Source organism: Halobiforma nitratireducens JCM 10879, assembly GCF_000337895.1.
GTDB classification, from domain to species: Archaea; Halobacteriota; Halobacteria; order Halobacteriales; family Natrialbaceae; genus Natronobacterium; species Natronobacterium nitratireducens.
In genome coordinates this window covers 59082-76073 of sequence record NZ_AOMA01000070.1, presented here as the reverse complement: position 1 = coordinate 76073, position 16992 = coordinate 59082, and the positions used below count along the sequence as shown (strand labels likewise).

Here is a 16992-nt window from a genome sequence, read left to right as displayed (position 1 = left end):
CTCGAGGAATCAGTCAAGTGAGGTTGCTGGGTTTCGTCTGTTTACGTGTCGCGTGTACGTGTGGAGTGTTGCACGTGTGGATTTTGGTCATGTTGTTGTCTGATCATCATATTGTTGTCGGCTGATCGTCATGTTGTTGTTGTCTGGTCGCGGCCTTCCGTCCACTTCGAACCAGGAGACATTCCACGCCGTTAGCCGTCCGATATCTCACGATAGCTATGGCATCGGTTGCCGTAGAAGCGATTCAACCGACTCGCTGGGGGATGCCAGGAGTTCAGTTCGTGACGAAGCCGAGTTTGCCGGTCGTGATCCTCGAAACGATCGGATAGAGGGCTGTATCGACTACGTATCGGTACCATGATAGGTGGTTGGGGATTGTGGGGGGCTGGTAGAGTTGTTACGTATATGTCACTCCGGCCCCCCACCCCCTCGTTTCAACTGGAACTGCTGAACAGGAAGGGTGGGGAGGGGGGGTCTCTAGAACAAGGAGCTTTATGACTTTGGAGTAGAAACAGTATCCGCACTCCTAGCAAAATAGAATTTTTACTAGAGAAGTTGGATTAAGTTACTAGTTCGAACTAGAACTCCCGGCTGTGTCGGCTCGAGTTACTAGACCCGTCTTTTTCCGGGGTTTTCGCACTCTGACCCTCCAGAACGCCGTCTCGAGGCGAAATCGGGGTCTGACTCACCTCGGTCCACACCGATGGCACCACTGTCGCTTCGCTGGCTTCCAGTTGAAACGAAGGGGTGGGGGTGGTAGAACGTGGGTCGGTAACAGCTATCTCGAGCTGGATGTCGGGACCGATTCGGTCGACTCCGACTCTTTTTCTCCGGCCTATGACAGTTCATTCTGTTGTTCTTTAAACACGTTTGACGTAGGCTTAAGTGAATTCAGTTTGTAGTACGCGCAGATGCACCCCGCGGTGCTGGAGGGCCCCTAAGGATGGGACTGTTCACAGAACTCAAAGATAGTATCTCCCGCGCTACGGACCGCCTGTTCACTGAACAGGAACCCAAACGTATCGGCATCTACGGTCCGCCGAACGCAGGAAAGACGACGCTCGCGAACCGAATCGCACGGGACTGGACCGGCGACGCTATCGGCACCGAAAGCCACGTTCCACACGAAACACGGCGCGCTCGCCGGAAGGAAAACGTCGAGATCGAACGCAACGGCAAGACGGTGACGATCGACATCGTCGACACGCCAGGCGTGACGACGAAAGTCGATTACGAGGAGTTCACCGACGAGATGGACAAAGAGGACGCGATCCGTCGCTCTCGCGAGGCGACCGAAGGCGTCGCCGAGGCCATGCACTGGCTTCGGGAAGACGTCGACGGCGTCATCTACGTTCTCGATAGTGCCGAAGACCCGATCACGCAGGTCAACACGATGCTGATCGGGATCATCGAATCCCGCGACCTCCCCGTTCTCATCTTCGCGAACAAGATCGACTTAGACGAGTCGAGTGTCAAACGAATCGAGGACGCCTTCCCACAGCACAAGACCGTCCCGCTCTCCGCGAAGGAAGGCGACAACATGGACGAAGTGTACGACAACATCGCGGAGTACTTCGGGTGAGGTGAAACGATGCCACAAGCAACCGACGCCGAGGACGGAGACGGCCCAAGCGACGGCGTCCAGATCGACCTGATAAGCGGCGAACGCATGGAAGGGATGGCGACGATGGAGAAGATCAGGATGATCCTGGACGGTGTCCACGACGGTAACATCGTCATCCTCGAGGAGGGGCTGACGCCCGACGAGGAGAGCCGTCTCATCGAGGTGACGATGGCCGAGATCAGCCCTGACGAGTTCAACGGGATCGAGATCGAGACCTATCCCAAATCCGACGCCGGCGATTCGTCGCTGATCGGGCGCATCATGGGATCGGAGAGTTCCGACGCGAAACTCACCGTGATCGGTCCGGCGAACCAGATCGAAACCCTGCACAAGGACGAAACGCTGATCAGCGCACTCGTCTCCCACAACTAATGCCACACGAATGTACGAACTGCGGCCGAACGTTCCCCGACGGCTCCAAGGAGATGCTATCGGGGTGTCCCGACTGTGGCGGGAACAAGTTCCAGTTCGTGCCGTCGGGCTCGCTGTCGGCGAGCGGAAGCGAACCCGAGGCGGGGAGCGTATCCGCCGTCGACACCGAATCCGACCCGGGTGTGGCCGCAGCCGACCCGCCCACCGGTTCGGGTTCGTCGACGGATTTCTCCGACGACGACGGACCGTCGTCCGAGCCGACAGTCGGCGACGGCTCTGTCTCCACTGACTCCGAGTCCGACAGCGTTGCGAGTCGAGCCGCCGAAACCGTTCGCGAGTGGATGTCTTCGGACGACGGCGGATCGGAGACGGGCGACGCTGTGAATACTGCGAACGCTCCTGGTGCTTCCGACTCTGCCGATCCCGCCGGCTCGGCTACACCGTCCGAACCCGACCCTTCGGCCTCCGATCTCGCTCGATCTCCCGACTCCGCTACTTCCGATTCTTCCGACATCGACGCGTCACTCGAGGCCTCGGATCGGCCGTGGCCCGAAAGCGGCAGGGAATCCGATCCCAGCACCGAGACTTCGAACTCGACGACCCCGACGGCGTCGGGAGCGGCGGCTTCCGCAAACGACGAGGATAGCGAGGGAGAACACAGACACGAAGACGAAAACGAGGACCAAGACGGATTTACCGAGTGGCCGGATACGGCCCGTCGACCTGAGGATCGGTCAGGTGGCAACTCCGGCGACGCTACGGACTCGAACGTGAACGCGACCGCAAATGCGAACGCAAGCGCGAGTCCGACCCATTCCTCGAGTTCGACCGGCAGTTCGGAATCGTCGCCGTCGTCCGATCCGACCCAGGCTCGCCGTCGGGAGTCCGACGGCACGGCGACCCTCGCCGAAAACGAAAACGACGCGCAGGCGGACGCCAGATCCGAAGTCGTCCACCGAGATGCGCTGTCGTCGGCTGCCGACTCCGACGCTGACGATCGGGAGTACTATGCTCACGATCCCGATTCCGACTCTCCCTCGAGTCCCAGTGGAGACTTGGGATCGAAACCGGAACCGGAATCGGAACCGGAGCCAGAACCGAAATCCAGTCCTGGCTACCCCTCCTCCGACGGAGAAACTGTCACGGACCGTCCGTCCGACACCGCCGGCACGCCCGATACCGACGGGACAGCAGGAGACGGTCCGCCGGGCGACGGTCGGGTCGTCAGCGAACCCTCGGGAGACGAGCCGTCGATCGAGGAGCTGCGAGAGGAGTTGAACCAGCAGTTCGAGAGCATCAAGATCGTCCGCCCTGGACAGTACGAACTCAACCTGATGGAACTCTACAACCGCGAGGAGTACATCATCTCGCTCCAGGAGGACGGTCGATACGTCATCGACGTACCCGACTCCTGGCGAGAAGCCAACGAGTAACTCGCCGTCGACGTTCGACGGTTTTCGTTCCCGCTACCGAACGCATCGACGTAACGCCGGCACGGAGACTCGGCCATGATCGTATCCACGGAGACTTACAGGAGGATCGATGGCCGGCCGACGCCTGATTCGAACGCCGTCGAACGGCCGGAGACAGATGGATTTAAGCGACGTGCGTGATAGCGTCCACCTATGAGCACTGCGACCAAAGTCGTCCTCGCCACCGTCGGTGTATCGGCACTGCTGTCGGTTCTGATCATCTTCCAGACGGTCTTCGTCTGATGTTCGAGCCCCGCGATCTCTCGGAGCCCGTGGCGGGAGTGCGGGACGATCACGCCCCCGACGCGCTCGTCTTCGACTGTGAGCGTGATTTCGAAACGCTCCCCCCGGCACAGGCCGAGGAACTGGGGCTCGTTACCGACTCCATCCAACCGGCGACGTATCCGGACTCCTGGCTCCCCGAAGACGCGCCGTCGCTGTTGGCCCGTTATGCGGGTTCGGACCTGACGGTCGGGATGCCCGGCGACGGCAGCGTCGTCTGGACTCGACAGACCGATCCCCCGGTGGTGCTCGTCAAGCCGCGAGTCGAGGGAACCCCGGAGCCATTCTTGCAGTTCCTGCTCGCGGAGGCGTTCGTCGAACTCGGGCTCGAGGTCGAGGTACCGGAACACTTCATCGGCTTTTTCGAGGACTCGTATCCGGAGCTAGACGCGGCCACCGCCCTCGATCCGAACGGCACCTACCAGGTCGCGGCCGCGCTGTACGACGGCTGGGTCGGGCTACAGAGCCGCGAGGTGTTCGCCGAGTGGCACGGGGACAGCGATCGACCGCAGCTGGGCGACGCCTGGCAGGACGCCGGCAGCCGTCTCGAGGACCGCGTCTCCGGACTGCCGCGGGCGGTCGCACGCGGGGAGACCGAGTTCGCGGACGCCACCGAACTCGCGTGTGCGGCGATCAAACACGCCATCGAGCTGCCGGCACCGTTCGCAGCGCTCGATACGGACGCGTACCGAACGCACGGTGCCGACTACGCGATCCGGTGGGCCGAAAAAACGTTCGACTCGCTGGCTGACTGACGTCGCCGCCCGACTCGTCAGTTCGTCGTCCTCGCGTTCTCTATTTCCGTTTCCCCCCAGTTTCGCCTGGAACGCTCGTTTCCCGTCGGCTGTCGGTCGGAAATCCCCCGGTTCCACCGCCGCTTCCCTCGCGCTTGGATCGACACCGATTCGGTCGTTGCACTGTCCGCTGCTCGGGGCTCGAGTCGAAACCGACGTCTCGACTGGGGTTCGGTGGTCGACCGGGAGTCAGAACTCGGCGTCGACGCTGCCGTCCTCGTCGAGGTCGACGATGCCGTCGAACTGCTCGCGGAACTGTTCGACGGTGTCTGCGTCGTGGGGCTCCTCCGAGAGGTGAAAGAGCCCGACCGCGTCGTACTCCTCGAGCAGGTCGGCGATACGGTCGACCGCCTCGAGGGCGCGGTCGTCGCCGGCGTAGTAGGCCAGTTCGGTCACGGAGTCGAAGCTGACCCGAAGCTTGCCGTCGTGGGTTTCGAGGAATCCTTCGATGTGGTCGACGATGCCGTCGATGTCGTCGGGCGCGGCGACGTAGTGGACGGTGTCGCTCTTTCGCCGGGAGTATCCCCGTTCGATCGACAGCGTGTCGAGGATTTCTGCGCGCTCCTCGTCGACGTCGTAGTGCTCGAGTTTCTGTTTGACCTCGCGGGCGGTCGTTCGGGTGGAGACGACGAGGAAGTGGTCCGTGTCCGTCTTGAGGAAGTCGGTGTCGATGCGGTCCGTTTCGCCGGTGCTCGGGTGCAAAAGGAGAATCCCCGTCCCCCCGGGGACTGTCGCCGGCGCGTTTTCTATCTCGAGCGTATACTCCATACACGCGAGACACTCCCGGGATGGACTTAATAGTGCGTGATTCGGTGGATTCTCGAGCCCCGTTGGCTGACCGTTGGCGGTTGGCAGATTGTCGATCGTCGATCGTCGACCATCGGCACGCCGAACGGCCTCCGGAACCGTCAGCTGATCTTCCCGCCCTCCTGTCGGAGCAAGACCAGCATCGAGAGCCCGGAGATGAGGATCAAGAGCAACGCGGGGACGGCTGCGTAGCGGTAGGCCAGCGCGTCCTGGGCGTCCCAGATGATCGACACGAGCGTATCCATCCCGACCGGTTGAAGCATCAGTGTCACCGGGAGCTCCTTCATCGTCGTGAGGAACACGAGCACGCCGCCGGCGATCACGCCGGGCATGATCGCCGGCAGTGTGACGCGCCGGAAGGTCTCGATCGGCCCCGCGTTGAGCGTACGGGCGGCCTCGAGGGTCTTCTCGTCGACCTGAAGCACGGACGAGCGGACGGTGCCGACGGCCTGTGGAAGGAACCGGACAACGTACGCGAACACGAGCAACAGGACGCCTTCCCGGTACAGCGACGGCAGGGTTCGGGTCCCCAGGAACACCAGCGCGAGACCGATGACGACTCCGGGGACGGCAAAGCCGACGTACGTCGCGCGCTCGAGGATTCGCGAGACGACGGAATTTGTCCGACCGGAGTAGTACGCTACCGGAAGGGCGAACGCACACGCGACCAGTGCTGCCAGCAATGCGAGATGCATCGAGTTGAACGCGAACTCCCACTGAAACTCGAGGGATGGGATGGGATCGCCTTCACTCCGGAACAACCAACTCGTGAAGATCGCGACCGGAACGACGAGTGTGACAGCTCCGAGTGCCGAAACGAATCCCATTGCGGGCCACTTCCAGATGCCGAGCCTGATCGTGCTTCCCGTTTTTGCGCCGCCGCTTGCGTCTTCGTCACGGCCGATGCCAGCCTCGATGACGAGGACGATGGCGACGATCGCGATCAGTTGGAGCGCAAGCAACGCAGCGTACTCGACGTTGAAACTGCTAAACTCCCAGTAGATCCTGCTCGTGAAGACACTCGCCTGCATGAACGCCGGTGTTCCGAAGTCGGATATCGCGTAGAGGCCGGCAAGCAATGCACCGGCTGCGATCCCTGGTCTGATCTGTGGCAGCGTCACCCGACGAAACGCTTCGAACGGGCCAGCGTTGAGTGTTCGGGCAGCGTCGGCGAGCGAACTATCCATCGAGAGCAGCGCCGCCCGCGTCGTCAGGAACACGTACGGGTAGGTGTACAGCGTGATGATGAAGATCGCGCCCGAGAGACCATCGACCCGCGGGACCGACACCCCCAATAGCGAGTCGACTTCGCCTCCCGACCCGAACATGCCTGTAAACGCAATCGCGCCGATGTAGCTCGGGATCACGAGCGGAAGTGCGGCTACGACCGTCCAGAACCGTGGATACGGGAGATCGGTTCGGGTCGTCAATACGGCGAGCGGGACGCCGAGAACGATCGAAAACACGGTCACGAACAGCATCAACCCAATACTGTTGGCCGTAATACGGGCGGTCTGTGAAGAGACGATAAGTTCGTAGGCCCGGGACAGTTCGACTGTCGTCGCCTGCCAGACCAACCAGAACATCGGCAGAATAACCAGAAACGCGACGAGAGCACTTGCGCTGGCTAGAGCGACCGTCCAGAGTTCGGCACGCTCGAGTCGCTCGATGACTGCTTCGAGGTTGGGGGTATCGCTGACGGCGTTTTTGAGCGATTTCATCGTATATGCTGTCGACCAAACCGGTGCCTACAGATCGGTCGGCCCTCGATTCTCTTGAACCCCGTGATTACTTTCTCGAGACGGGAATACCGAGCCATGTACTACTCTCATCCCCGGGCGGATCAACTGCGACGACCGAGACACGGGGAACTCACGAACGGCGGACGCATGATCTCTGGATACGGGGGAATCCACCGAGGGCAACGGAGATGTCGTCGGTGTGTGAGAGTGATACAAGACTGAGTGGAAGAGTGGAACGGACTCGGCGGGTCCGAGGGTGACAGACGGTCTCCCGTGAACTGTTCGTCGATCGGAATTAGAGTGGCATCATCCCTTCGTCTTCCAGCAGCTCGTTGGCTCCCTGCAGCTCCATGTCGAACGAGCTGAGGTCGTACGTCGGAGAGTCGAGTTCCTCGGGACCGGGCAGCGGGCCGACGTAATCGACGCCGTCGACGACGGGGAACTCGCCGTTGTCGTCCATCATGAACTCCTGTCCTTCCACGGCGACGAGGTGACGAGCGAACTCGGCGACGAGTTCGGGATCGTCGACATCGTTCGTGACAGCGATACCTGCAACACTGAACAGGGCCCCTGCATCGCCTTCGGTGAACGTGACGCGGATCGGCGAGTCTGGGTCCTCGTTCACGAGGCGGGCGGCGTAGTAGCTGTTGCCGAGACCGATAATCGGATCGTCGTCTCCGCCGCGGTTGATTTCCTCGGCCTGCGTGCTTCCGCTTCCGTACCGAACTGGATCCTGGTCCATGAAGTCACTGACCCACTGTCGCGTCGCGTCTTCGCCCTCGAGGTCGACCATCGCCTGAATGAACCCACGGAACGTCCCGGAGTTCGGCCGCGTCGAGATGATCCCCTCGAACCGGTCGTCGGTCGCGTACTCGGAGATGTCCGTCGGAAGCTCGTCCCAACTGTCGAGCGGAGTCTCGTCCAGCCGATCTGCGTTGTACATGATCGAGCGGACACGGCCACTGACACCGGTCCAGTGTCCGTCGGGTTCGCGGTAGCTCTCGGGAACCGCATCCACGACGTCTTCCGGAAGCTGTTGGACGAGTCCCTCGTCGTGAACCGCCCCCAGCGCGCCAGGGTCCTGTGAGTAGAACACGTCCGCCGGCGTTGCGTCGCTTTCCTGAACCAGCTGATTGACCTGGGCGTCGTTGTCGTCGTAATCGCGGTCGATCGTTAGCCCGTCGTACTCGTTCTCGAGTTCCTCGAACACGAGATCGATCTGGTCGCGGGTTCGGCCGGAGTAGACGGTAATCTCGCCCTCGAGGTCGCCGAGGTCGTCCCAAGAGACGCCCGACGAATCGACTGGGTTCGCGAGGGGATCGGCGTCGGTAACGGACCCGGTCGTCGAGCCCGAACCGTCGTCGGTACCGCTGGTGCCGTTTTCGCCATTGTCACCGAGACAGCCGGCGAGTCCGGCCAAGCCAGCTGCAGAGACGCCTGCACCGACGAGGAACGGTCGGCGGCCAGTTGTCGTCCGGTTCGTACGATCGCTGTTGCGGTCTTGCATACTCGAATTTAGGTTGGCCTAAAACATATATAGATTCCGTTTTATCCCGGCGTATGGGTACTGAGAAGGGTGATACGGGTGGCTGTTCGTCCGACCGATGCCGATTCCCATAGGCTTTCGGTCAGCCTAAACCTATCTGATCGAATCTTTTTAGGCCGTCCTAAAGAGGCTGTCGGTCGTTCCCGATTCGTAGGAGACCGCGCCCGCGGCGGGACCCACGGGACGCGAGTCGAACTCGTTTTGCGCCCGGAGGACGACCGTCCACACATGAGTGTACGCGAGGAGTTCGACGACTGGGCCACGAGCGGCCGGGACAAAGGAATGGAAGAGCGCCACTGGCACACGGCGAAACACGCGCTCGCGCGAATGCCGGTCGAACCCGGCGACACGATCCTCGATCTCGGCTGCGGGAGCGGCTACGCGGGTCGTGCGCTCCGTGACAACGCGGACGCGGGTCGGGTCTACGGACTCGACGGCTCGCCCGAGATGGCTCGCAACGCGACCGAATACACCGACGACCCGCAGGTCGGCTACGTCGTCGGCGACTTCGGTTCCCTGCCGTTCGCCGACGACTCGATCGACCACGTCTGGTCGATGGAAGCCTTCTATTATGCCGCCGATCCACACACCACCCTCGAGGAGATCGCCCGAGTCCTCCGGCCGGGCGGCACCTTCTACTGTGCCGTCAACTACTACGAGGAGAACGTTCACTCCCACGAGTGGCAGGAGTTCATCGAGATCGAGATGACTCGCTGGGACCGCGAGCAGTACCGCGAGGGGTTCCGCGACGCCGGCTTACGCGTCGCCGAACAGGACAACATTCCGGACCGGGAGATCACCATTCCCAGCGAGGGCGAGTTCCCGCTCGAGGACTGGGACACCCGTGACGCGATGGTCGAACGTTACCGCGAGTACGGAACCCTGTTGACGGTCGGTGTCGCCCCCTGACGGTACGGCCCCTCGATTTCGACTCGAGCGCCGACCATCACTCCGTCGAGTCCGGCGCGTCGGGCCGTCGGTCGGGTTCGGCGTCCTGCCCCGTCGTCGACGATTCGTCCGGCGGCAGTTTCTGTCCCCAGAAGCCGTCGCCTTTGGTCACCTCGAGGTCGCCGCGTACCGCGGTCTGACAGGCGAGCCGAAGCCCCTTGCGCCCGCGCAGCGGCGGGACGCCGAGTCGACGTTTCTCGGCCGCCGTCGGGTCGCTGACGTCGCCGTCGACGCGGACGGCGCAGGTTCCACACGTCGCCCGACCGCCGCAGTTGAGCCTGTCCGTCGTTCCGTTGTGGGGCGTCAGCCCTGCTTCGAGCAGCGCGTCCCGCAGGAGCACGCCGCGCTCGCACTCGATTCGGTCGCCGTCGTACTGGACTGTCGGCATACTCTGGCTTACGTTACCGAGGAACAAAGAGGCGCGGGGACTACTCGAACTGCTCGCCGGCCGGAATCGCCACTTCGAGCCAGTTCTCCTCGGGCGGGAGCGGACAGTCGAACGTCTCGCTGTAGGCACAGAACGGCGTGTACGCGAGGTTGAAGTCGACGACGAGCGCGTCGCCGTCCTCGATCTCGCGGTCCGGAGCCAGCTCCATATACCGACCGCCCTCGTAGCTCTGCTGACCCGTCGTCTTGTCCCGGAACGGAACGAACAGCGGCTCCGCACTCTGGTCACCTTTCGGTCGCTCCTGCTGGTACGCGGCCAGTTCGAGGGCGGCGTCCTCGAGATCATCGTCCTCACGTTCGAGGTCGAACGCGAGGGTGACGGTTCGGAGGTACCGCATCTCCCGACCCGTAGTGGTGTCCATCAGGACGACCTCGGGATCGTCGTGAACCGTCGCCGTCGCGGTCACGCGATAGTCGGGGGCCGGGTCGAAGTAGTCGAGCCCGCCGAACCCGTCGCGCTCTTCGGGTGGGATCGGCGACTGGGGATGCTCGGCGAAGAACTCGTCTTTCTCGGCGCGTTTGGCCTCGAGTTCCTCGTGCCACTGCTCGATGTCGAAGTCCGTAGCTGCGTCCGTGTCCGTCTCGGTCATACGACCGCTTGTCGGCCCACACTCGAGTGCGTTGCGCTCGCGGGTCCGGTCTCGGTTCTCGTACCCGTCGCTGCCCTCCGTCGAACCTGCAGTTTCAGGTCGACCTTTTTTCCGTCGAACCGCTTCACTGGCTGAGAGCGGAGCAAACCCACTTCCCTCGGTCGCGGCTACGGGCTACTACGATGTGGCCCTGGGAACACGCGATCGTCGGCTACCTCACCTACTCGCTTTTCTGTCACGCCTACTACCGTGATTCCCCCGGCGGCCTCGAGGCGTTCGCCGTCGTGTTCGCCTCCGTCCTCCCGGACATCATCGACAAACCCCTCGCGTGGGAGTTCGGCGTCTTCGAGACCGGCTACGCGCTCGGTCACTCGATTTTCTTCGCGGGTCCGCTGGCGATCGTCGTCGGGCTGCTCGCTCGCTCGTGGGGCCGACAGCGGGCCGGTATCGCCTTCGGCCTCGGCTACCTGCTGCATCTGCCCGCCGACATCGTCGACGGCTACGTCAGGGGCGGCTATCTCGAGTTCGGCATCGTTCTCTGGCCCGTCCGGCCGATCGAGACGCCCCCGACCCACAGCCACGAGGGGTTTCTCGCCGAGTTCGTCCGACTGTTCGCTGGCTATCAGGAGCAGTTGCTCGCGGGTGATCTCTCGACGTACCTGTGGCTGCAGCTCGGAGTCGGCGTTCTCACGGCCCTACTGTGGCTCTCCGACGGTGCACCGGTTCTTCGAGAGTGCCTGCTCGGCTGCAAGCGGCTGCTCGGTTCGCTCGGCGCGTCCGTTCGCGGACTGCGCGAGGGACAGAATCGCTAGACCCGACCAGCTCCCGCCGCAGCTCCGCTCCGTACTACAGAGCCCCTGCCCGGGTAGTTGGCGCTGGATAGCTACGACCGATCGCCTTCGATCGTCAAGACGCCGTTCCGGACGGTCACGTCGGTCGCCGACTGTGGGAGTTCGAACTCGAGGTGTCGGGTGGCCGTGACGACGATCACGCGCGAGTCGATCACGTCGGCTGTTACGCCCTCTCCGGCACTGGTTACGTCGGGACCGAAATCGACCGCGATGAGGGTCTCGGGTTCGGTTCGGTTTTCGTCTCTGTTCCCGTGTTCGTCGTCGTACTCGACCCGCCGAACGAGTGCGTCGCTGTTGTCGGCGTTTCGGAGTGGCTCTGGAACGTTCACGTTCGGTCCCAGGGACGTGGGGAGAGTAAGCCAACGGCCGGCAGCGTCCTGCCGCCCGCCTCCGTCGGACTCGCCGCGTTCGGTCCGGGACCTATCGACGACACAATGCTTTTCGACGACCCCGTTCTCGAATCGAATATGCGACAGCTCAGGCCCGATTCTCCTCGCGGGAACGCCACGTTCCGGCCGGAGGTGACGCCGCCGTGACCGATCTGGATCGCCGACCGCTCGTCGTCTTTCTCGGCTCGCTGGCGGCGCTGTCCGGGGGATTCGTCGCCGTCTCGGCAATCACCGACATCAGCATGATCGCGCTCGCCCCGCTGTACATGTTCACGCCGATGCTTGCCGGGATCGCCACCTGTATCGTTGGACCGCCGTCGTTCGAGGCGGCGGGGCTTCGCTTCCCGTGGAACCGGCTCCGCTGGCTCGCCGTCGCCGTCGTTGCTCCGATCGTCCTCGTTTTGCTCGGGACGGCCGTCGCACTCGGGGTGCCGGGCGTCGAGTTCGTCCCCGACGCGAATCCGCTGACGGGCGAAGGAACGGAGTTCGCTCAGCAGTCCGAGCAGGAAGCCCCCGCCGGGCCGTCGCTGCCCGGGTGGCCCTGGAACCTCCTCGTCACGATCGCCGCTGCGGTCGTGTTCGGGGTGACGATCAACGCCGTCCTCGCGTTCGGCGAGGAGTTCGGCTGGCGAGGCGTCCTCCTGACGGAACTCGCGCCGCTTGGCTTCTGGGGCGCGTCGGCGGTTATCGGAGTTCTTTGGGGGCTCTGGCACGCACCGGTGATCCTCGAGGGATACAACTACCCGAGCTACCCCGTCCTCGGGGTCGGGATTATGATCGCGGCAAACGTCGCCATGTCGCCGGTCTACACCTACGTTACGGTGCGGGCGAAGTCAGTCCTCGCGCCGACCGCGTTTCACGGCACGTTCAACGCCTTCGCGACGACGATGATCGTCTTCGCACAGGGCGGGTCGGAACTCGTCGTCAACCCCGTCGGTGCGGTCGGCATCGCGGTCTTCGGGCTCGCGGCGGTCGCTATCGCTTTGACCGGGACGCCCGCGCTCGAGCGGGAGTGGGCGCTTCCAGCCGGGGGCGACACACCGGACGGCGACGAACCGGCCCGTGCCCGCGGCCCGGAGGGTCCGGACGGTGACAGCGGACGACCAGCCGACGAGTGAACGGCGCGGTTCTCTCGCTGTTCGAAGCGAAGTGGCGTCGAACCACGTCTTCTACTCGAGCGACCCCCGTCCCGATTCACGCGAGGGTTTATATCGGAAGCCGCGGCGAGTTCGGTCCGTCAACGCTATGGACGACGACCGACGAGTACGCGAAGAATGACGGAGCCGGACTGGCGCTCGATCTTCGGCCACGACGAGCCCTACGACGAGCAGGTCGACGGGATCGAAACCGCGATCGAGACCGCCCGCGAAGGCGGCTACACCGTCGTCGAGGGAGCCTGTGGCACCGGGAAGACCATGCTCGCGCTCACCGCCGGGATCGACCTCGTGCGCGACCCCGACAGCGATTACGAGCGCGTGCTCGTGCTCACGAGCGTCAAACAGCAACTGCGTCAGTTCGAACAGGACCTCGAGACGATAAACGAGAACCTGCCCGAGGACTGGCGGCCCGTGTCGGGACTCACGCTCGTCGGCAAGGCCGACGTCTGCCCGTACAACCGCGAGGGTACGGCGGGGATCGACGACGGCAACGTCTACGACCGCTGTGAGACGCTACGGGATCGCACCCGCGACCTCACTGGCGAGGGTGGCGAGACGACCGCCAAGAACCTCGCTGCACGCGCTCGCAGCCAGCAGATCGGGCTGGCCGACAGCGGCCGCTCGAGCACCGCCAACTACCTCGAGACCGCAGGCGAACCGACGCCCTACCCCCGGGACATGCCGGAGTACGACGACGGCGGGGCGGCCGGCGTCGCAACGGAGTACTGTCCGTTCTACGCCCAGTATCTCGAGGATCTGCCGGAGGGCGAAGACGCCGCTGGCGATCCCGCCGAGGCCGTCCCCTACGACTTCACGACGGCCGGAATGATCACACCGGAGGAGCTGGTTGCTCGTGCGGCCCGCAACGGTACCTGTCCACACTCGGTGATGGGCGCGGTGCTCGGCCAGGTCGAGGTCGTCGTCGGCAACTACTACCACGCGTTCGATCCCCGGACGGTCGGCTCGTTCACCGGAGCCCTGCTCGAGGACTCGACGTTCGTCGTCTGCGACGAAGCACACATGCTCGAGCCCCGCGTTCGCGACCTGGTCAGCGACGGAGTCGCCGACCGCACCCTGCGGGACGCCGAAACCGAACTCTCGCGAGTCATCCAGCCGGTGACGTTCGAACGCGAGGGCCGTCGTGCGGAGGGGGGTGCACAGACCGCGGACGCGGACCTCGTGCGCGCCGAACTGAACGACAGCGACGTCACCTACGAGGAACTCAACCGGACCCTCGAGTTCGTCGGGGACCTCCGGGCGGAACTCGACCGACGAGTGACGGCCCACCTCGACCGGAACCACAGGGGGTGGCAGTCGAACCTGAACGACCTCGACGACGAGGAGATTCCCCTCCGCGATCCTGCCGTGCCGGCTGACGACGAGATTACGGAGTGGGCTCGTGAGGCCGGCTACGGCGACGCCGAGTGGGTCCGCGTCGAAGCCGTCGGCGCGGTCGTCGCCCGTATTTTGAACGAGGCCGAAGACGAAGAGCGGACGCGAGCCGCGCCGGCCGTCGGCCGCGTTTTGGGAGAGTGGTACCGCCGCGATCACACCGACTACTTCCGGGAGATCGAACTCGAGCGCACCTGGGACGACACCGAGCCAGCCGACTCCTGGCGGCGGGCCTACAACGCCCGGCTCGCCTTGCACAACTGCGTCCCCAGCGACGCCATCGGCGAGCGGCTCGCGGTCTTCGGCGGCGGCGTCCTGATGAGCGCGACCCTCGAGCCGATGGACGCCTTCGCCGAAGTGACGGGCCTGGACTACATCGACCGCGAGGAAGACCGTCCCGTCGTCGAACGGCGCTACGGCCTGCATTTCCCCGACGAAAATCGCGAGAGCTTCGCCGTCGCCGCGCCGAAGTTCACCTACGATAACCGCGGTCGGCCCGGATCGGAGAGCGAGGCGCGACGCGCATCGAGTGGAGCGGGCGACGATCGCTCGCGGAACCCGACCCGGACCCACTACGCCGACGCCCTCACAAAGATCGGCCGCCTTCCGGGAAACGTCCTCGTCGGGATGCCAAGCTACGCCGAGGCCGAGTGGGCTGCGGGCGTCCTCGAGGACCGCCTCGCGAAACCCGTCCTGCTTGACGCCTCGAGCGACGACGAAACGACCGAGTCGCTCAAAAGCGACTTCTTCGCGGGCGACGGGAAGGTGCTCGTGACGAGTCTGCGGGGAACGCTGACCGAAGGCGTCGATTACAGCGGCGACCGGCTCGCGGCCGCGGTCGTCTGTGGCGTCCCGATCGTCAACACCTCGAGTCCACGGACGAAGGCGGTTCGACGGGCCTACGACGACGCTTTCGGCGACGGCTTCGAGTACGCACTGACCATCCCGGCGGTCCGGAAGGCCCGCCAGGCAATCGGTCGCGTCATCCGCTCGCCCGAGGACGTCGGCGTTCGGGTCTTACTCGACGAACGCTACGCCCGCGAGAGCTGGGATTCGGTGCGGGAGTACCTGCCAGACGACGGCGAGTTCCAGGCCGTCAGCCCCGACATGCTCGAGATGGGGCTGGACCGGATTCGGCCGCGACTCGAGTCGTCCCACTCGTCGTAGGGTCGGGGCTCGAGGCGGCAGCGGCGCGGATCCGCAATCAGTCCCGCTCGGTCGTCCGTTCTCGAGTCAGATCGATTCGCCAGTCTTCGCTCGTCCCAACGGTAACCTTCGCGTGTTCGTTCCTCGAGCGAGCCGTCGTCTATCTCCTCTAAGTTACTTGTTTTCTGCTGCCTGGATTGCTTCGATACCGAACTGAACTACGTCCGGCGGGAGGTTACTGTTCTGAAGTTCTTCTATAGTATACCACTGCCATGATTCTGGTCCTTCTTCACCATCCTCCGGAGAAATATTACGGTTCGGAACAGTTGCGTAGTAGATGTGATCAATATGCTGGTGTCCAACGGTTCCTTCATTGATATTAATGTCGTAGAGCATTTGATGGCGTGGTTGGGGTAGTTTTCTACCCCCAGGTGAGGAAACTTCTTCAGTTTCGTCAATCAGTCTCGGTTCAAGCCCCATCTCTTCACGGACTTCGCGAAGGCCTGCTTCATGTGGGAGTTCGTCCCGGTCAACATGACCGCCAGGAGGAATCGTGATTCCGAGACTCTTGTGATTATGTAGCGCGGTAGCGCCGCGATTGACTACATAAATTGTTCCAGTGAAATGCCTAGTAGTTTCCATACTACTTACTGGTGAGGTTGTTGGGTAGTGTTATGTGTGTCATATTTTCGTTCTATCCATGATTTTCGTGTTCTCCGTACGGAACGACGAACAGTGACTCAACACCGTGGGCGTTGCCGGTCTCGAACTGGCCGTGATCGTATCTGCTCGACAGCGACGCGGGTCCGACATCAGCCCCGTTCGGTCGACCGCTCTCGAGTGGAGTTGGTTCCTGTGGCGTTCGTTCCCGTCACGTCCGATAGTGGCTCCGCTGGCGGTGACTGGTAGTCACCGTCGAGCAGACGGGCCTCGAGTCGCCGTTCGAACTCGTCTTCGCCGATCTCGCCGCGTTCGTACATCGCCTTTAGATCGGCGAACGGGTCGTCGGCGTCAGTTCGCGCATCGTCGGCTGCGGGGACTCCGCGTGTCTCGGGCCCGCCGCTTTCGGCCGGATCGTACGCGCCGGCGGATTCGATAGTACCGATTAGCGAAAGGTAGGCCGGCCAGAGGACGAGGGCTGCGAACGCCAACAGCGGGACGCCGGCGGCGAGCAGGGCGGGTGCCCACAACACTGCGGCGAGGGTCAGCCCCCAGCGGGGAATCTCGAACAACGCGGCCGCGACCAGCCAGAGACCGACCGTCCCAGTACCTGCACCAAGAAGCAGCCGTCCCACCATCCCGTCGGGCGTATATTCTTCGACGAGCGCGTGCCACCGGCCGAGCCGACCGCGCGACGACCGTCGATCGTTCATGCTGTTGGTGATGTAACACGACGGGATAATTCTACCGCCACGGATGGGGTGTTCGGGCCG

17 protein-coding genes are annotated in these 16992 nt (G+C 63.4%); 9 read left to right on the top strand and 8 right to left on the bottom strand.

Features of this window, described 5'->3' with window-relative positions; translation table 11 throughout:
• Window positions 1-943 precede the first annotated feature (943 nt).
• The 5 genes from C446_RS06845 (at window position 944) to C446_RS06830 (ending at window position 4505) form a co-directional block, all read left to right on the top strand.
• Window positions 944-1582 (top strand): Era-like GTP-binding protein, encoded by a 639-nt coding sequence (locus C446_RS06845; RefSeq protein ID WP_006672351.1) that lies wholly within the window; start codon window positions 944-946, stop codon window positions 1580-1582.
• A gap of 9 nt (window positions 1583-1591) precedes the next feature.
• A complete protein-coding gene (locus tag C446_RS06840; RefSeq protein WP_006672350.1) occupies window positions 1592-1996 on the top strand; it encodes a DUF2073 domain-containing protein in 405 nt (134 codons plus the stop codon).
• Entirely contained in the window at window positions 1996-3429 is a 1434-nt protein-coding gene (locus C446_RS06835) for an OapC/ArvC family zinc-ribbon domain-containing protein (RefSeq protein WP_006672349.1), read from the top strand. The genes C446_RS06840 and C446_RS06835 overlap by 1 nt, the downstream gene beginning before the upstream one ends.
• Window positions 3430-3621: 192 nt before the next feature.
• The gene (locus C446_RS20795) at window positions 3622-3711 is read left to right on the top strand and encodes a hypothetical protein (RefSeq protein WP_455349925.1); all 90 of its coding nucleotides are present in this window, start codon (window positions 3622-3624) and stop codon (window positions 3709-3711) included.
• Entirely contained in the window at window positions 3711-4505 is a 795-nt protein-coding gene (locus C446_RS06830) for a DUF7089 family protein (protein WP_006672348.1), read from the top strand. The genes C446_RS20795 and C446_RS06830 overlap by 1 nt, the downstream gene beginning before the upstream one ends.
• A gap of 228 nt (window positions 4506-4733) precedes the next feature.
• Here C446_RS06830 and C446_RS06825 read toward each other — a convergent pair whose 3' ends face one another.
• The 3 genes from C446_RS06825 to C446_RS06815 form a co-directional block, all read right to left on the bottom strand.
• Entirely contained in the window at window positions 4734-5312 is a 579-nt protein-coding gene (locus tag C446_RS06825; RefSeq protein ID WP_006672347.1) for a DUF7090 family protein, read from the bottom strand.
• 140 nt (window positions 5313-5452) lie between these two features.
• Window positions 5453-7072 (bottom strand): ABC transporter permease, encoded by a 1620-nt coding sequence (locus C446_RS06820; protein ID WP_006672346.1) that lies wholly within the window; start codon window positions 7070-7072, stop codon window positions 5453-5455.
• 316 nt (window positions 7073-7388) lie between these two features.
• The gene (locus C446_RS06815) at window positions 7389-8600 is read right to left on the bottom strand and encodes an extracellular solute-binding protein (RefSeq protein WP_006672345.1); all 1212 of its coding nucleotides are present in this window, start codon (window positions 8598-8600) and stop codon (window positions 7389-7391) included.
• A 267-nt stretch (window positions 8601-8867) separates the two neighbouring features.
• Here C446_RS06815 and C446_RS06810 point away from each other — a divergent pair, with 267 nt between their 5' ends.
• On the top strand, window positions 8868-9548 hold the full coding sequence (locus C446_RS06810; protein WP_006672344.1) for a class I SAM-dependent methyltransferase: 681 nt from the start codon (window positions 8868-8870) through the stop codon (window positions 9546-9548).
• 37 nt (window positions 9549-9585) lie between these two features.
• Here the strand turns inward: C446_RS06810 and C446_RS06805 are convergent, their stop codons facing one another.
• A complete protein-coding gene (locus tag C446_RS06805) occupies window positions 9586-9975 on the bottom strand; it encodes a 2Fe-2S iron-sulfur cluster-binding protein (protein WP_006672343.1) in 390 nt (129 codons plus the stop codon).
• Between the two features lie 40 nt (window positions 9976-10015).
• Window positions 10016-10624 carry a DUF1684 domain-containing protein gene (locus C446_RS06800; protein WP_006672342.1) on the bottom strand — a complete coding sequence of 203 codons (609 nt, stop codon included), beginning with the start codon at window positions 10622-10624 and terminating at the stop codon, window positions 10016-10018.
• Window positions 10625-10806: 182 nt separating this feature from the next.
• Here C446_RS06800 and C446_RS06795 point away from each other — a divergent pair, with 182 nt between their 5' ends.
• Window positions 10807-11436 carry a metal-dependent hydrolase gene (locus tag C446_RS06795; RefSeq protein ID WP_006672341.1) on the top strand — a complete coding sequence of 210 codons (630 nt, stop codon included), beginning with the start codon at window positions 10807-10809 and terminating at the stop codon, window positions 11434-11436.
• A 71-nt stretch (window positions 11437-11507) separates the two neighbouring features.
• On the opposite strand, the gene C446_RS06790 is transcribed toward C446_RS06795, so the two are convergent.
• Window positions 11508-11804, bottom strand: a complete 297-nt coding sequence (locus C446_RS06790; protein WP_006672340.1) for a hypothetical protein — start codon at window positions 11802-11804, stop codon at window positions 11508-11510.
• A gap of 203 nt (window positions 11805-12007) precedes the next feature.
• Here C446_RS06790 and C446_RS06785 point away from each other — a divergent pair, with 203 nt between their 5' ends.
• Window positions 12008-12982 (top strand): CPBP family intramembrane glutamic endopeptidase, encoded by a 975-nt coding sequence (locus C446_RS06785; RefSeq protein ID WP_006672339.1) that lies wholly within the window; start codon window positions 12008-12010, stop codon window positions 12980-12982.
• A gap of 156 nt (window positions 12983-13138) precedes the next feature.
• Window positions 13139-15580: an ATP-dependent DNA helicase gene (locus C446_RS06775; protein ID WP_006672338.1), complete on the top strand. Its 2442-nt coding sequence runs from the start codon at window positions 13139-13141 to the stop codon at window positions 15578-15580.
• A gap of 153 nt (window positions 15581-15733) precedes the next feature.
• Here the strand turns inward: C446_RS06775 and C446_RS17880 are convergent, their stop codons facing one another.
• The gene (locus C446_RS17880) at window positions 15734-16201 is read right to left on the bottom strand and encodes an NUDIX hydrolase (RefSeq protein WP_006672337.1); all 468 of its coding nucleotides are present in this window, start codon (window positions 16199-16201) and stop codon (window positions 15734-15736) included.
• 170 nt (window positions 16202-16371) lie between these two features.
• Entirely contained in the window at window positions 16372-16932 is a 561-nt protein-coding gene (locus C446_RS06770; RefSeq protein WP_006672336.1) for an SHOCT domain-containing protein, read from the bottom strand.
• Window positions 16933-16992: the final 60 nt, after the last annotated feature.

Bases quoted from the DNA above. Each gene is read 5' to 3' on its own strand.
- C446_RS06845 (WP_006672351.1), top strand. From the start codon at position 944: ATGGGACTGTTCACAGAACTCAAAGATAGTATCTCCCGCGCTACGGAC.
- C446_RS06840 (WP_006672350.1), top strand. From the start codon at position 1,592: ATGCCACAAGCAACCGACGCCGAGGACGGAGACGGCCCAAGCGACGGC.
- C446_RS06835 (WP_006672349.1), top strand. From the start codon at position 1,996: ATGCCACACGAATGTACGAACTGCGGCCGAACGTTCCCCGACGGCTCC.
- C446_RS20795 (WP_455349925.1), top strand. From the start codon at position 3,622: ATGAGCACTGCGACCAAAGTCGTCCTCGCCACCGTCGGTGTATCGGCA.
- C446_RS06830 (WP_006672348.1), top strand. From the start codon at position 3,711: ATGTTCGAGCCCCGCGATCTCTCGGAGCCCGTGGCGGGAGTGCGGGAC.
- C446_RS06825 (WP_006672347.1), bottom strand. From the start codon at position 5,312: ATGGAGTATACGCTCGAGATAGAAAACGCGCCGGCGACAGTCCCCGGG.
- C446_RS06820 (WP_006672346.1), bottom strand. From the start codon at position 7,072: ATGAAATCGCTCAAAAACGCCGTCAGCGATACCCCCAACCTCGAAGCA.
- C446_RS06815 (WP_006672345.1), bottom strand. From the start codon at position 8,600: ATGCAAGACCGCAACAGCGATCGTACGAACCGGACGACAACTGGCCGC.
- C446_RS06810 (WP_006672344.1), top strand. From the start codon at position 8,868: ATGAGTGTACGCGAGGAGTTCGACGACTGGGCCACGAGCGGCCGGGAC.
- C446_RS06805 (WP_006672343.1), bottom strand. From the start codon at position 9,975: ATGCCGACAGTCCAGTACGACGGCGACCGAATCGAGTGCGAGCGCGGC.
- C446_RS06800 (WP_006672342.1), bottom strand. From the start codon at position 10,624: ATGACCGAGACGGACACGGACGCAGCTACGGACTTCGACATCGAGCAG.
- C446_RS06795 (WP_006672341.1), top strand. From the start codon at position 10,807: ATGTGGCCCTGGGAACACGCGATCGTCGGCTACCTCACCTACTCGCTT.
- C446_RS06775 (WP_006672338.1), top strand. From the start codon at position 13,139: ATGACGGAGCCGGACTGGCGCTCGATCTTCGGCCACGACGAGCCCTAC.
- C446_RS17880 (WP_006672337.1), bottom strand. From the start codon at position 16,201: ATGGAAACTACTAGGCATTTCACTGGAACAATTTATGTAGTCAATCGC.
- C446_RS06770 (WP_006672336.1), bottom strand. From the start codon at position 16,932: ATGAACGATCGACGGTCGTCGCGCGGTCGGCTCGGCCGGTGGCACGCG.